Origin of the sequence: Leifsonia shinshuensis, assembly GCF_031456835.1 — a bacterium.
GTDB classification, from domain to species: Bacteria; Actinomycetota; Actinomycetes; order Actinomycetales; family Microbacteriaceae; genus Leifsonia; species Leifsonia shinshuensis_C.
This window is the reverse complement of sequence record NZ_JAVDVK010000001.1, coordinates 3434508-3448032: the sequence shown is the minus strand read 5'-3', so window position 1 is coordinate 3448032 and position 13525 is coordinate 3434508. Positions and strand designations below refer to the sequence as shown.

Below are 13525 nucleotides of genomic sequence, written 5' to 3'. Positions count from 1 at the left end.
GGAACGTACTGGGGGTATCCGAAACAGATTGTTCACATGCGGTGACCCGTCCGTAACACCGGTGACGCATGGCCGGGATTGACTGGACGGACACCGCCCGGCGCGGCGGCACACGGATGAGGGGATGACGAATGCCGAAGACGATGCGGGCGGCGCTGCTCGACGAGGCCGGTGGGCCCGACACCCTGCGCATCGGCGACACCGCCTACCCGGACAAGGTGAACTCCGAGTTCCTCGTCAAGGTCGTCGCCTCGAGCGTCAACCCGATCGACGCGAAGACGCGCGCCGGACGCGGAGTGTTCGACGCCATCCACAGCTTCCCCGCCGTGCTCGGTCACGACTTCAGCGGCGTCGTCGTGGAGTCGCCGTACAGCGCGCATCCCATCCGTCCGGGCGACGAGGTGTTCGGGATGGTGATGGTGCCGCGCTACGGCGGCAGCTACGCCGAGTACCTGTCCGTGCCCTCGCTCAGCGTGGTGCGCAAACCTGCCACGCTCTCGCACATCGAGGCGGCGGCCGCCCCGCTCGCGGCGCTCACCGCGTGGGGCATGGTCGTGGAGGTGGCGAAGGCCCACGAGGGTCAGCGGATGCTCATCCACGCCGGCAGCGGCGGTGTCGGGCACTTCGCGGTGCAGTTCGCCTCGTACTTCGGCGCCCACGTGATCGCGACCGCGTCGGGCAGCAAGGCGTCCTGGCTGCGCTCGCTCGGCGCCGCGGAGGTCGTGGACTACACGACCACCCGCTTCGAGGAGGTGGTGCACGACGCCGACGTCGTGATCGACCTCGTCGGCAACGTCCACGACGACACCGGCACGCGATCGCTCTCGGTCGTGCGGCCCGGCGGGCTCATCATCAACGTCCCCACCGGCAGCTGGCCCACGTTCATGGAGGACGTGGCCGGCGCCGGGCTGCGCGGCACCCACTACAAGGTGGCTCCGGACGGCAACACCCTGGCCGTCATCGCGCGACTGCTCGAGGCGGGCAATGTCCGGGTGCACGTCGACCAGATCTTCCCGCTCGAGCGGATCGCAGAGGCGCACGAGGCGATCGAGGCGGGCCACACCCGCGGCAAGGTGGTCGTGAAGATCGCCGAGGGTTAACCGGCGACCGGCTCGAGCGGCCGCTCCATCACCCAGTCGTCCTCGTACCGGTCCCCGACCAGGAAGCGCTTCGACCCCACCCGCTCGAAGCCGTGCTTGCCGTAGAACCGGTGCGCGCGGTCGTTCTCCTCGTTGACGCCCAGCCAGATGCCGGCGGCGCCCGCCTCGGCGGCGACGCGGAGGCTCTCCGTCATCAGCCGGCCGGCGACGCCATGACCGTGGTGGCCCGGCATCACGTAGCACTTGCTGAGCTCGGCGCTGGGCCGCAGGCGGATGCTGCCCCGCACATCCTCATCGCTCGGCTCACCGAGGTTCACCATCGTGTAGCCGATCGCGCCGCTCTCGTCCTCGGCGAGCAGCAGCCGTCTCGCCGGGTCAGCCAGGTACTCGGCGAAGCGCTCCTCGGAGAGCACGGCGGCGATGAACGCCGCCTTCGCCTCCTCGGTGGTGTGCGGCGGACAGGCGAGCGGGAAGGTCACGGCGGCGACGGCGGCCAGGGCGGCCTCGTCACCGGCGGAGGCCGGGCGGATGGTGATGGTCACCCCTCCAGCCTAGACAGCGGAACGGCCGCCTCCCGAGCGGGAGACGGCCGTTCCGGGCGGGATGCGGCTAGTGCCGGCCCTGGGCGACCCAGCTGAGCAGGTCGAAGGAGACGCCGCCGAGTCCGGTGACGTCGTCGTAGCCCTTCGCGGTCTTCAGCGAGGTGTCCTGGTCCAGCGTCACCAGGTAGGTGTTGCCGCTGATCTTGCTGGTGTAGACCAGCGCCTGCGGCGGGTTCTGCGGCAGCACGTCGCGGAACGCGTTCGGCAGGATGCGCTTCACGCCGTACAGCGTCGGGTTGGCGAACCCGATCGTCGTGCGCGTCGCCTGCTGCACGATCGCGATCTGGGCGGCGACGATCGGCGAGGCCAGCGACGTTCCGCCGTAGGTCTCGTTGATGTAGTCGCCGGTCGCGAGCGTCGTGTCGTCCACGATGGGCCGGATCCCGATCGAGAAGCCGGTGTACGGGTCGGCCAGCGCCGCGACGTCGGGCGAGACGCGCTTGCCCTGGGCGAGAGCGGCGGGGACGATGCCGCGTTGGTAGTCGGGCTGCGCGAAGACCGCGCTCACCCCACCGCCGGCGCCGCCCACGAACCGGGTGCCCGGCAGGGGCTGGGCGTAGCTCAGGGTGCCGTCCGCGTTCTTGACGATCTGGTCGAACTGGTCGCCCCAGCCGGTCTCCCACGCGATCTTGCCGTTCTTGTCGATCCCGGTGCTGGTGCCGCCGACCGAGGTCACCCACGGGGAGGACGCCGGGAAGTCCGGAGACGCGTAGCCGAGGTTCGCGACCTCGTCGCCGTTGTCACCGCTCGAGAAGTACAGGCCGATTCCTTCGCCGGCCGCCTGCAGCTGCAGGTTGACCTCACCCTGGATCACATCCGACGGCACAGCCTCGCCGAGGTTGCCGTAGCTGTTGCTGACGATGTTCGCGAGCTTGTTGTCGAGGATCTTCGACATCGCGATGTCCAGGCCGCCCGAGCAGTCGGTGCCGCCGACGTAGAGGATGCGCGCACCCGGTGCGATGCCGTGGACGGACTCGACGTCGAGCGTCTGCTCGCCCTGCCATCCGCTCGGCTGCTGGCAGAGGTCCTGGTCGGTGAACTCGCTCGGCTTGGGGACGAGCTGCTGGTAGCTGGAGTTCGTGAGGCCCGGCTCGCCGTTCTGCTGCGAGTACGTGTTGACGTCCTTCAGGATGCTGGGGCTCGCGTAGGCGTCGATGATCGCCACAGTCTGCCCGGTGCCGTTGATGCCCTTCGCGGCGAGGTCGTTCAGCCCGTAGGCGCTGCGCAGCTGCTTCGGCGTGTAGCCGCAGTTGTTGGTGCTGTACTGCGTCTGGCCGTTGTACGCGGGCGGGACGGTCACCGTGTGCTCGCCGATGTAGTTCGAGCACGGGGCGTCGATGACCGGCGCCGCGGCGGCCAGCTTGCGCGAGACCTGCGGGTCACCGGTCGCGCCGAGATCGCCCTGCTTGATCGAGTCGGGGCGCGTGGTCGTGCGCGACTGCTCGACGCTGATCGCCGAGACCTTCGCCGCGATCGACGCCGGCACCGACGGGGCGGAGGCCGGAGCGATCAGCTCGCGGTCGCCGTGCTTGAACGAGTGCAGCGACGTGCCGAAGACGGACCCGAGCTGGTCGGGCGTCCCCCGGAAGACGACGTACTGACGGCTGTCCGGGACGCCCTGGATGGTGAGCCCCGCGGCCTTGATGAAGTTGACCACCGAGTCGAAGTCCGCCTTGGTCGGCGAGAACCGGTTGATCCACTGCTGCGGCGACAGCGCCTTGCGGTAGCCGCGGTCGAGCGGGCTGGAGACCGCCTTGGCGAGCGCCTCCGCGCCCTTCTGGTCGCGCAGCGGGAGGTAGATCTCGCCCTGCACCGTGGTGTCGGCGGGAGCCGCCCCGGCGTCGTTCGCCGCAGTGGCCCACGCGGGGACGGAGCCGGCGTAACTCACCCGGTCGGCGGCGCCGGCCGCGGATGCCCCCGCCAATGACAAAGCCACCACGGCGGACGTGGTGGCGACGATCCCGAGCGCCCTCTTGTGGAGGGATCGAGTGGTGCGACGTGTCATGTATGTCATCCTTCGATTCGGACGGGCTCTTCGATGAGCCGCCGCGCGACGCGCGACAGGAGCGACCCTAAACCCGCTCGTTCTACCGCCACAAGAGGGGGTAGAAGAGTCTGTCGAAACGGTTGAGGTGGATGAAGGATTCTCACTGCGCAAATATCCCTGACCCGGCCGGAAAACGGCGACGGGGCCGGGGCCGATAAGCGGCCCCGACCCCGTCGGGAAGTTCGTGGAACGAACTCAGATGGCGTTGACGTCCAGCGGGATGCCCGGGCCGAACGTGGTCGACACGGCGCCCTTCTGGATGTAACGGCCCTTCGCGGCGGACGGCTTGAGACGCACGACCTCCTCGAGGGCGGTGGTGATGTTGTCGTTCAGCTGCTCGGCGGTGAAGCCGGCCTTGCCGACGACGAAGTGCACGTTCGCGTGCTTGTCGACGCGGAACTCGATCTTTCCGCCCTTGATGTCGGAGACGGCCTTCGCCACATCCGGGGTGACCGTGCCCGTCTTCGGGTTCGGCATGAGGCCGCGCGGGCCCAGCACCTTGCCGAGCCGGCCGACCTGGCCCATGAGCTCCGGCGTCGAGACGGCCGCGTCGAAGTCGGTGTAACCGCCGGCGACCTTCTCGATCAGGTCGGCGCCGCCGACCTCGTCCGCACCGGCCGCGATGGCCGCCTCGGCCGCGGGGCCGGTGGCGAACACGATGACGCGGGCGGTCTTACCCGTACCGTGAGGAAGAATGACGGTACCGCGGACCATCTGGTCCGCCTTGCGCGGGTCCACGCCGAGCTTCAGCGCGACCTCGACGGTCGAGTTGAACTTGGCGGAACCGGTCTCCTTCGCCAGGGCGACGGCCTCGGCGGGGGTGTAGAACTTTCCGGCCTCGATCTTCTCGGCCGCGGCCCGGTAGGCCTTGGACTTCTGTGCCATGTGATTTCTCCTAACGAGAATGTGGTGCGAGCCTGGCCGGCTCTTCCACGAGATGTCTGTGGGGGTGCGGGGCTTACGCCTCGACCGTGATGCCCATCGAACGGGCGGTGCCTGCGATGATCTTCGACGCCGCGTCGATGTCGTTGGCGTTGAGGTCGACCATCTTCTGCTCGGCGATCTGGCGCACCTGCTCCTGGGTCAGCTTGCCGACCTTGGTGGTGTGCGGCACGCCGGAGCCCTTGGGGACGCCCGCAGCCTTCTTGATCAGCTCGGCGGCCGGCGGGGTCTTCAGGACGAACGTGAACGAGCGGTCCTCGTACACGGTGATCTCGACCGGGATGACGTTGCCGCGCTGCGACTCGGTGGCCGCGTTGTACGCCTTGCAGAACTCCATGATGTTCACGCCGTGCTGACCCAGAGCCGGGCCGATCGGCGGGGCGGGGTTGGCGGCGCCGGCGTTGATCTGAAGCTTGATCAGACCGGTGACCTTCTTCTTCGGTGCCATGTCTCTTCCTTCTTTGTGTGTTCGAGCGGGTCAGGCCGCAGCCCTCGTCGCTCTCCCGGTGTCTCGGCCCTTCCGAGACCCGGTGTTCTGAAAAACAGTGGGGAGGCTCTGAATGTTCCCTAGAGCTTCGTGACCTGGTCGAAGCTGAGCTCGACCGGCGTCTCGCGCTCGAACAGGGACACGAGCACGGTGAGCTTGCCGCTCTCCGGCTTGATCTCGCTGATCGAGCCCGGCAGGCCCGCGAACGAGCCCTCCTTGATGGTGATGGTCTCGCCGATCTCGAAGTCGACCTCGGCGGGGATGACGCGCGCAGCGGACTTCTGACCCTTGGCGGCGCCCTTGGCCGGAGCGGCCTCGACCTGCACGAGGCTCTTCAGCATCGAGAAGGCCTCCTCGAAGCGCAGCGGCGTGGGGTTGTGCGCGTTGCCGACGAAGCCGGTGACACCCGGCGTGTGGCGGACGACGGACCAGCTGTCCTCGTTGAGGTCCATGCGGACGAGCACGTAACCGGGGATGCGGACCCGGTTGACCATCTTGCGCTGGCCGTTCTTGATCTCGACCACGTCCTCCATCGGGACCTGGACCTCGTAGATGTAGTCCTCCATGTTCATCGAGACCATGCGGTTCTCGATGTTGGACTTCACGCGGCGCTCGAAGCCCGCGTACGAGTGGATGACGTACCACTTGCCGATCTTGGAGCGCAGCTCCGTGCGGAACGCCTCGTAGGGGTCGGCGACAGCCTCCTCCTCCTCGTCCTCGACGGCGTCGGCGGCCGCCTCGGCCTCGTCCGCGCTGTCGACCTCGAGGGCCTCGTCCACGATGCGGTCGGCCTCGGGGTCGACCGCTTCCGCCATCGCGTCGAGCACGGCGTCGAGGTCGACCTCGGTGCCGTCGTCGGCGACGACGTGCAGCGCCTCGTGCTCGGCCGCGTCGGACGCCTCGTCCTCGCTGGCGAGGACGTTGCCGGTCTGCGCCTCGTCGTCTTCGGAGGACTGCTCCGCAGCGGGGGCCCAGTCCACGTCGTCGCGATTCGTCTCAGACACTGAATTCATTCCATTTCTTGTCGGGGAGGCCGTGCGGCCTGATCGACGTCGTCTACTTCGGGTTTCCGAAGACCCAGACGACACCCATGCCGAACACCCAGTCAAGGAGGGACACGAGAGCCATCATGATGATCACGAAAACGAGCACCACGCCGGTGTAGCTGAAGAGCTCCTTGCGGGTCGGAGTGACGACCTTCTTGAGCTCGCCGATGACCTGGCGGATGAACAGGGCGATCCGCGCGAAGGGGTTGCGCCGCTCAGCGCGATCCTTCTTCGCGTTGGCGACGATCTCCTCGCTCGGCTCGTCGATTACCTTTCGGGCCACCTCGTTACACCTTTCGTGGATCGGCACAGGTGCCGACTTGCAGGGCGGACAGGAATCGAACCTGCAACCTGCGGTTTTGGAGACCGCTGCTCTGCCAATTGAGCTACCGCCCTAGGAAAGCGAATCGCCAGACCTCACGTCGCCACCTCATCCAGGCTAGCCGATCGAACATCCGAACGTGCTGCTGATACCCCGGACGACCCGGCAGTGCTGCCGTCGCCGCACCGGGAAAAGGGCGCAGAAAAGCTTGGCAGATTCAACCACCGCGTCAAGTGTACGGGACGCCGGGGGTACCCGCAAAAGCGGCCAGGCCGCGGCGGCGCGATCAGAGCAGCTTGCGCTCCAGCGCCCAGGCGGTGAGCTCGTGGCGCGACGACAGCTGGAGCTTGCGGAGCACGGCCGACACGTGGGTCTCGACCGTCTTGATGGAGATGAACAACTCGGCGGCCACCTCCTTGTAGGCGTAGCCGCGCGCGATCAGCCGCATCACCTCGCGCTCGCGCGCCGAGAGGCGGTCCAGCTCGTCCGTCGTCTCCGCCTGCTCCCCCGACGCCGCTCCGAACGCGTCGAGGACGAACCCGGCCAGGCGCGGCGAGAAGACCGCGTCGCCGCCGGCCACGGCGAGGACGGCGTCGCTCACCTGACGCCCGGAGCTGCCCTTGGTGAGGTACCCACGCGCGCCGGCGCGGATGACGCCGACCACGTCCTCCGCGGCGTCGGAGACGCTGAGCGCCAGGAAGCGGCTGGCGCCCCCCTGCTCCACGACCAGTCGGATCACCTCGGCGCCGCCGCCGCCCGCACCACCGGGCAGGTGGACGTCGAGCAGCACCACATCCGGCCGCGACCCGACGATGGCGGCGACCGCCGCATCCACATCGGCCGCCTCCCCCACCACGCGCAGGCGCTCGTCCAGGTCGGCGCGGAGCCCGGAACGGAAGATGGAGTGGTCGTCGACCACCACGACCGTGACCGGTCGCGCGGTGCCGTCTGTCTCGCTCATGTCGCCTCTCACGTCGTCCCGGTCGCCTCGCCGGGGAGGTCGATGCTCAGCTGGATCTCGGTGCCGGAGTCCCGCGGCGCGACCGTCGCGCGCCCGCCCGCACGGCGCATCCGGCCGATGATCGATTCTCTGACGCCGAGGCGGCCTTCGGGAAGCGCATCCACGTCGAACCCCGGTCCGCGGTCGCGCACGAACACGTCGACCCGCTCCCCCGCGTGCTCGATGTAGACGGACACCTCGCCGCCCGCGTGCCGGGCCGCGTTGAGCATCGCCTCGCGCGCGGCCGCCCCCAGCTCGGACGGCGCAGTGCGCACCGGCTCCCCGACCGAGACGACGTCGAAGTGCACCGCGTGGTCCACCTCGAGGGCCGCGGCGACCTCCCGCAGCTCGCCGGCGAGGTCGCGCTCGGCGCCGGAGGGTGCCGCGGCAGCATCGGCGTAGAGCCACTCGCGCAGCTCCCGCTCCTGCGCCCGCGCGATCCGGCCCACCTCGCTCGACGCGCCGGCCCGGTTCTGGATCAGCGCCAGCGTCTGCAGGACGGAGTCGTGGAGGTGCGCGGCCATCTCGGCACGCTGCTCCTCCTTGATGCGGGCCGTGCGCTCGGAGATCAGCTCGCGCCACAGCCGCAGCCCCCACGGCGCCACCAGCACGGCCGCACCGGCGAGCACGGTGATCAGGATGCCGAGCCAGAGCACGCCGGGGCCGCCCGCGTCCTGCGTCACGGCGAGCGCCAGCGCGACGACGACCAGGAACGCACCGCACGAGATGCGGAACACCGTCGGGGTCAGCGGCGCGAAGGCGGCGGGCTCCTCGTCCGCCAGCTGCTCCCACGCGACGGCGAAGACCAGGAGCAGGGCGCAGGCGGCCAGCGCGCCGAAGCCCGCGCCGAGCGCGCCGCCCGCGGCGAGCACGATCGCCGAGATGCCGGCGACGGCGCCCGCCCCGGCGAGCACCCACGGCACGTTGACCCGGCGCCGCACGCCGTCCGCCGGGTCCGCGGCTCCGGCGGGGCGCAGGGGCGTCAGCGCCCACAGCCACAGATAGAGCAGGATCCCACCGCCGCCCAGGAAGGTCAGACCGACGAACGCCCACCGCACGGCGGCGAGCGGCCAGCCGAGATGATCGGCCAGGGCGACGCTCACCCCGCCCACCACGCAGGTGCGCGGACGCGCCAGCGGCGGGCGCCCGGCGCGCGTGCGCGGTCCGGCGGGAGCAGTGGAGGACATAGCCAGCATCCAATCAGACCCCCGGGGACCCCGCACCCGCCCGGGGCGAGGATCAGGGTGCGCTCAGGGGTTCACCCGATACCCGGCGTCCGGACGCGACGGCAGGATGTGGAGCATGTCACAGAACGAATCGACCCGGCCGGTGGGGACCCCCGGCAACCCGTACGGAGGACCGCGGACCGGCTTCTCCGGCCGCGGCACCCGGTTCTTCGACTGGATGCGCGGCCTCGGCGTGGTCCGGTCCGACGGCTGGCTCGGCGGCGTCTGCGCCGGGATCGCCTACCGGCTGGGCATCGACCCGCTGATCGTGCGCGGCATCGTCGTGGTCGCCGGCATCCTCGGCGCCCCGGTGCTGCTGCTCTACGCGGCCGCCTGGGCGCTCCTCCCGGACCGCGACGGCCGCATCCACCTGCAGAGCCTGTTCGAGGGCGACTTCGAGCCGCCCATCGTCGCGATCGGCGTGATGCTGCTGCTCTCCCTGCTCCCCTGGACGAGCGGCTTCTGGTGGGCGCACGGCGCCTTCTGGGACGTCTCCGCCTGGGGAGACCTCGTCGGCAGGCTGGTGTGGACGCTCGTCGTGATCGGCGCGGTCGTCGCGCTGATCGTCGTGGCGGTGCGGGCGTCGGAGTCGCGGTCGGCAGGCGGCGCCCCGCAGGCTGCGTGGGCCGCCGGCGCGGCGAGTACGACGACGCCGACCGGCCCTGCGGCGGACACCGCGGCACCGGCTGAGGCGGCCTCTTCGGAGCCGTCGCCCGACACCGCGGAGTCGGACACGATCCAGCTGGACGTCGCCGCAGAGCCCACTCCTCCGCCCGCCCCGGTCCCGGGCGCCTCTCCCACCGACCTCGCCGACTGGCAGCAGCGCCAGGCGCAGTGGCGGGCGGAGCACGCCGCGTGGAAGCAGCGCCTCGCCGCCGACATGCGGGCCGTGAAGGCGCAGCGCTCCGCCGAGCTCCGCGCCCAGGTGGCCGTGGCGTCCGCCGACGCCGCCGCCCGCCGTGAGGCGTACCGCGCCGCGAACCCGCGGGTCGGGGCGGCCGTCGGCTGGCTCGCGGTGGGGCTCGCCCTCGTCGCGGGCTCGCTCGTCGCGATCGTCTGGCCGCAGCTGGCCGGTGTCGCGCGGTTCACGACGGCTGCCGGATTCGCAGCCGCGACCCTCGTGGTCGGCGTGGTGGTGCTCATCGCCGGTCTGGCCCGCCGCCGGAGCGGGTTCCTCATCTTCCTGGGGATCCTGCTCGCGGTCCTCACGGGAGTCGCCCTTCTCCTCGCGGGCGACGGCGTCGCCGGCTTCCGCATCACGGGCGAGGGCCTCCCCGTCCTGCTCCAGCACTGACCACGGACCGACAGGAGACCCCGAGATGACCGAACCGCAGAACACCACGCCGTACCCCACCGAGTCGCTCACCGACGCGACGACGCCCCTCGCACCGCCGCCCGCACCGTTCCCGCCGGCCGCCACCGCCGTCAGCGCTCCCATCCGCTGGGGCGGGGTGGTCTGGGGCGCGCTGCTGACCGTGTTCGCCGCCCTCACCCTGTGGATCGTCTCCTCGTCGGAGCGGGCGGCCGAGACGGCGAACTGGATCTCGGCCCTGACGCCCGGATCGGCATGGGCGCTCGGCGCCGCCGTCGTCGGCCTCATCATCGTGGTGTCGGCCCTGCTGGGCGGCCTGCGCGCGTCCCAGCGCCGGCGCCTGACCGGCCGGGGCTGAACTCGTCCACAACCTGGAGTGCGGACATCCTCTCCACGGATGTCCGCACTCGCGCGTCCACCGTCGGCCGTCCCTGACACGATGGCTGCATGACCACAGCGACCGACGCCCTCCTCCGCCTCCGCACGCTCGTCGGCCGGCCGGACGCCGACTTCCACGACGGGCAGTTCGAGGCGATCAGCGCCCTGGTCGACGACCGGCGGCGGGCGCTGGTCGTCCAGCGCACCGGGTGGGGCAAGTCAGCGGTCTACTTCGTGGCCACGATGCTGCTCCGGGGTCGCGGCGCCGGGCCGACCATCCTCGTCTCGCCGCTGCTCGCACTGATGCGCGACCAGGTCGCCGCCGCCGAACGCGCGGGTGTGCGAGCCGTCACGATCAATTCGGCCAACCGGCACGAGTGGGAGGACGTCGCCGCGCGGCTGCGCGACGACTCGGTGGATGTGCTGCTCGTCTCGCCGGAGCGGCTCAACAACCCCGAGTTCCGCGACACGCAACTGCCGGCCCTCGTCGAGCGCAGCGGACTCCTGGTGGTCGACGAGGCGCACTGCATCTCCGACTGGGGCCACGACTTCCGGCCCGACTACCGTCGCCTGCGCGACCTCATCGCGCTCCTGCCGGACGACGTACCCGTGCTCGCCACCACCGCGACAGCCAACGAACGCGTGGTGGCCGACGTGGTCGAACAGCTCGGTTCCGGGCGCGAGGCCGAGGTGCTGACCATCCGCGGCCCGCTCGCGCGGCGCTCGCTCCGGCTCGGGGTGCTCCCCCTCCCGGATGCCACCACCCGGCTCGCGTGGCTCGCCGGCCATCTCGACGACCTGCCGGGGAGCGGCATCGTCTACACGCTGACGGTCTCGGCCGCAGAGGACACCGCTCGTGTCCTCCGTCGCGCTGGGCACGAGGCGCACGCGTACACCGGGCAGACGGACACGGCGGAGCGCGAAGACCTCGAAGGTCGGCTGAAGCGCAACGAGGTGAAGGCGCTCGTCGCGACGAGCGCGCTGGGCATGGGCTTCGACAAGCCCGACCTGGGCTTCGTCGTGCACTTGGGCGCACCCTCCTCGCCGGTCGCGTACTACCAGCAGGTCGGTCGCGCCGGGCGCGCGACGGAGAACGCCGACGTGCTGCTCCTGCCCGGCCCGGAGGACCAGGCGATCTGGCAGTACTTCGCCACGGCGTCCATGCCGTCCCGCGAGAAGGCCGCCGCGGTTCTCGACGCTCTCGACGGCCAGCCGCAGTCGACGCGGGTGCTCGAGAGCCGGGTCGACCTCCGTGCCTCGACGCTCGAGCTGTTGCTCAAGGTGCTCGATGTCGACGGCGCAGTCCGGCGCGTGAGCGGTGGCTGGGTCTCGACCGGCGCTCCGTGGGAGTACGACGAGGAACGCTACGCGCGGATCGCTGCGGCTCGCGAGGCCGAACAGCGGTCGATGCTGGAGTACGAGTCGACGACGGGCTGCCGCATGGAGTTCCTCCAGCGCGCTCTCGACGATCCGGCCGCAGGCCCGTGCGGGCGCTGCGACAACTGCGCGGGCGTCTGGTACCCGAACGACGTGGATGATGCCGCGGCAGGCGAGGTCGGCTCGCTGCTCGACCGCGTCGGGGTGGAGATCGAACCGCGCAAGCTCTGGCCCACCGGGGCCGACCGGCTCGGCGTCGCGGTGAAGGGCAAGCTGCGCCCGGAACAGCAATTGCAGCCGGGGCGCGCGCTGGCGCGGCTCACCGATCTCGGCTGGGGCGGCCGGCTGCGCGAGCTGCTCGCCGACGGCGCACCCGACCAGCAGGTGCCTCCGGCCGTGCTCGACGCCTGCGTCCGCGTCCTCGCGGATTGGGACTGGGAGGCGCGTCCGGCAGCCGTCGCCGCGATGCCCTCCCGACGGCGACCGCTCTTCGTGGAGTCTCTCGCACGGGGCCTGGCGGGCGTCGGCCGGCTCCCGTTCGCCGGGACGCTCGGCTGGCGCGGCGCTCCCCCGTCGGGAGCGCCGGGTGGGAACAGCGCGTTCCGGCTGGCCGCAGTGTGGGATCGATTCACGGCGGACGGCCTGGAGATCCCGCCCGGGGCGCCGGTCCTGCTCGTGGACGACCTGGTCGACAGCCGCTGGACGATCACCGTCGCGGGGCAGGAGCTCCTGCGCACCGGCGCGTCGGCCGTGCTGCCGTTCGCCGCCGCCGTCCGCAGCTGAGCGGGAGCACTCGCGATGCCCCCGCTCGCGGGCGGGTCAGATGAAGTCGCCCCCGCCGAAGTCGCCCCCGCCGAAGTCGCCACCGCCGCCGAAGCCGCCCCAGTCGCCGCCTCCGCCCCAGTCGCCACCGCCCTGGTCGCCGCCCCAGCCGCCGGCGTCGGCGCCGGATGCGTCGCCGCCGCCGTCCCAGCCGGCCGCCTGCACGTCGCCGCCCGAGGCGTCGCCGCCGGAACCGCCGTCGCCCGAGCCGCCGTCGCCGGAGCCGTTGTCACCGGAGCCGTTGTCGCCGCCCTGGTCGTTCGTGTTCTGGTTGTCGCCGTTCTGGTTGTCGCCGTTCTGGTCGCCCGATCCACCGTCGGCCTGCATGTCCATCGGCGGCAGGAACGCGCTGACCAGCGCCGACCCGATGACGTAGCCGGCGACACTTCCGAGCAGGGAGCTCGCGAACATGCTGCCGAAGCCCATGCCGCCGTAGCCCGGCCCGCGTCCACCGCCCAGAGCGCGCTCGAGCGTCCCCGGCTGGCGCAGCTCGGAACGGGTGGCCGACTGGGCGAGCGAGCGAGGATCGTCGCCACGCGGCTGCTCGCCGGCCGGAGCGCTCTCGCTGAGCTGCTGAAACAGCAGCCGTCGCTGGTCCGGGCTGAGCTTGGCGAACGCCTCCTCGTGCACCTGCTCGATGGTCTCCGGCGGCGCGGTGCGCAGCAGGTAGCGGTAGCGCTCGACGGCGATCTCGTCCTCGCTGCGGGCCTGGCCCGAGGAGGCCTGGGCCGCCGGGGCCGCGTTCGGTGCGGCAGCTCCCTGTTGCGGAGCGGGAGCGCCGTACTGCGGGGAACGGTTCGGCGTCGGTTCTTCACGTCCGAGCAGGCGGTCAAGGAATCCCATGTCGTTCCCCTTCAGTCCACG

Annotated in this window: 13 protein-coding genes and 1 tRNA gene; 4 read left to right on the top strand and 10 right to left on the bottom strand. The window is 71.1% G+C overall.

The features are described from left to right. The first annotated feature begins 131 nt into the window (after positions 1 to 131). Positions 132 to 1100, top strand: coding sequence for an NADP-dependent oxidoreductase (locus J2W45_RS16890; protein ID WP_310134215.1), 969 nt, complete (start codon positions 132 to 134; stop codon positions 1098 to 1100). Here the strand turns inward: J2W45_RS16890 and J2W45_RS16885 are convergent. The 9 genes from J2W45_RS16885 to J2W45_RS16845 all read right to left on the bottom strand — a co-directional run bounded on the left by J2W45_RS16885 (position 1097) and on the right by J2W45_RS16845 (position 8733). Then, positions 1097 to 1642, bottom strand: coding sequence for a GNAT family N-acetyltransferase (locus tag J2W45_RS16885; protein ID WP_310134212.1), 546 nt, complete (start codon positions 1640 to 1642; stop codon positions 1097 to 1099). The genes J2W45_RS16890 and J2W45_RS16885 overlap by 4 nt on opposite strands. Positions 1643 to 1709: 67 nt before the next feature. Continuing rightward, positions 1710 to 3707, bottom strand: a complete 1998-nt coding sequence (locus J2W45_RS16880; protein WP_310134209.1) for a S53 family peptidase — start codon at positions 3705 to 3707, stop codon at positions 1710 to 1712. Positions 3708 to 3944: 237 nt separating this feature from the next. Then, entirely contained in the window at positions 3945 to 4634 is a 690-nt protein-coding gene (gene rplA, locus J2W45_RS16875) for a 50S ribosomal protein L1 (protein ID WP_310134207.1), read from the bottom strand. A gap of 73 nt (positions 4635 to 4707) precedes the next feature. Next, positions 4708 to 5139, bottom strand: a complete 432-nt coding sequence (rplK, locus tag J2W45_RS16870) for a 50S ribosomal protein L11 (protein ID WP_175335715.1) — start codon at positions 5137 to 5139, stop codon at positions 4708 to 4710. Between the two features lie 119 nt (positions 5140 to 5258). After that, the gene (gene nusG, locus J2W45_RS16865; protein WP_310134204.1) at positions 5259 to 6182 is read right to left on the bottom strand and encodes a transcription termination/antitermination protein NusG; all 924 of its coding nucleotides are present in this window, start codon (positions 6180 to 6182) and stop codon (positions 5259 to 5261) included. Between the two features lie 52 nt (positions 6183 to 6234). Further along, the gene (gene secE / locus J2W45_RS16860) at positions 6235 to 6507 is read right to left on the bottom strand and encodes a preprotein translocase subunit SecE (protein WP_121259228.1); all 273 of its coding nucleotides are present in this window, start codon (positions 6505 to 6507) and stop codon (positions 6235 to 6237) included. Positions 6508 to 6547: 40 nt separating this feature from the next. Further along, a tRNA-Trp gene (locus J2W45_RS16855) sits at positions 6548 to 6620 on the bottom strand. 212 nt (positions 6621 to 6832) lie between these two features. Then, positions 6833 to 7507 carry a response regulator transcription factor gene (locus tag J2W45_RS16850; RefSeq protein WP_310134197.1) on the bottom strand — a complete coding sequence of 225 codons (675 nt, stop codon included), beginning with the start codon at positions 7505 to 7507 and terminating at the stop codon, positions 6833 to 6835. 8 nt (positions 7508 to 7515) lie between these two features. Beyond that, positions 7516 to 8733, bottom strand: coding sequence for a sensor histidine kinase (locus J2W45_RS16845; RefSeq protein WP_310134194.1), 1218 nt, complete (start codon positions 8731 to 8733; stop codon positions 7516 to 7518). Between the two features lie 115 nt (positions 8734 to 8848). Between J2W45_RS16845 and J2W45_RS16840 the strand changes: the two genes are divergently transcribed. The 3 genes from J2W45_RS16840 to J2W45_RS16830 all read left to right on the top strand — a co-directional run bounded on the left by J2W45_RS16840 (position 8849) and on the right by J2W45_RS16830 (position 12622). Beyond that, positions 8849 to 10066 carry a PspC domain-containing protein gene (locus J2W45_RS16840; RefSeq protein ID WP_310134191.1) on the top strand — a complete coding sequence of 406 codons (1218 nt, stop codon included), beginning with the start codon at positions 8849 to 8851 and terminating at the stop codon, positions 10064 to 10066. 25 nt (positions 10067 to 10091) lie between these two features. Further along, positions 10092 to 10442, top strand: a complete 351-nt coding sequence (locus J2W45_RS16835) for a hypothetical protein (RefSeq protein ID WP_310134188.1) — start codon at positions 10092 to 10094, stop codon at positions 10440 to 10442. Between the two features lie 89 nt (positions 10443 to 10531). Continuing rightward, on the top strand, positions 10532 to 12622 hold the full coding sequence (locus J2W45_RS16830) for a RecQ family ATP-dependent DNA helicase (protein ID WP_310134185.1): 2091 nt from the start codon (positions 10532 to 10534) through the stop codon (positions 12620 to 12622). A gap of 36 nt (positions 12623 to 12658) precedes the next feature. On the opposite strand, the gene J2W45_RS16825 is transcribed toward J2W45_RS16830, so the two are convergent. After that, positions 12659 to 13504 (bottom strand): hypothetical protein, encoded by an 846-nt coding sequence (locus J2W45_RS16825; protein ID WP_310134182.1) that lies wholly within the window; start codon positions 13502 to 13504, stop codon positions 12659 to 12661. Positions 13505 to 13525 lie beyond the last annotated feature (21 nt).

What these genes read in the sequence shown, in the direction of transcription:
- J2W45_RS16825 (WP_310134182.1), bottom strand. Translation starts at nt 13,504, where the DNA reads ATGGGATTCCTTGACCGCCTGCTCGGACGTGAAGAACCGACGCCGAAC.
- J2W45_RS16840 (WP_310134191.1), top strand. Translation starts at nt 8,849, where the DNA reads ATGTCACAGAACGAATCGACCCGGCCGGTGGGGACCCCCGGCAACCCG.
- J2W45_RS16845 (WP_310134194.1), bottom strand. Translation starts at nt 8,733, where the DNA reads ATGTCCTCCACTGCTCCCGCCGGACCGCGCACGCGCGCCGGGCGCCCG.
- J2W45_RS16880 (WP_310134209.1), bottom strand. Translation starts at nt 3,707, where the DNA reads ATGACACGTCGCACCACTCGATCCCTCCACAAGAGGGCGCTCGGGATC.
- rplK (WP_175335715.1), bottom strand. Translation starts at nt 5,139, where the DNA reads ATGGCACCGAAGAAGAAGGTCACCGGTCTGATCAAGCTTCAGATCAAC.
- J2W45_RS16890 (WP_310134215.1), top strand. Translation starts at nt 132, where the DNA reads ATGCCGAAGACGATGCGGGCGGCGCTGCTCGACGAGGCCGGTGGGCCC.
- J2W45_RS16835 (WP_310134188.1), top strand. Translation starts at nt 10,092, where the DNA reads ATGACCGAACCGCAGAACACCACGCCGTACCCCACCGAGTCGCTCACC.
- J2W45_RS16850 (WP_310134197.1), bottom strand. Translation starts at nt 7,507, where the DNA reads ATGAGCGAGACAGACGGCACCGCGCGACCGGTCACGGTCGTGGTGGTC.
- J2W45_RS16830 (WP_310134185.1), top strand. Translation starts at nt 10,532, where the DNA reads ATGACCACAGCGACCGACGCCCTCCTCCGCCTCCGCACGCTCGTCGGC.
- rplA (WP_310134207.1), bottom strand. Translation starts at nt 4,634, where the DNA reads ATGGCACAGAAGTCCAAGGCCTACCGGGCCGCGGCCGAGAAGATCGAG.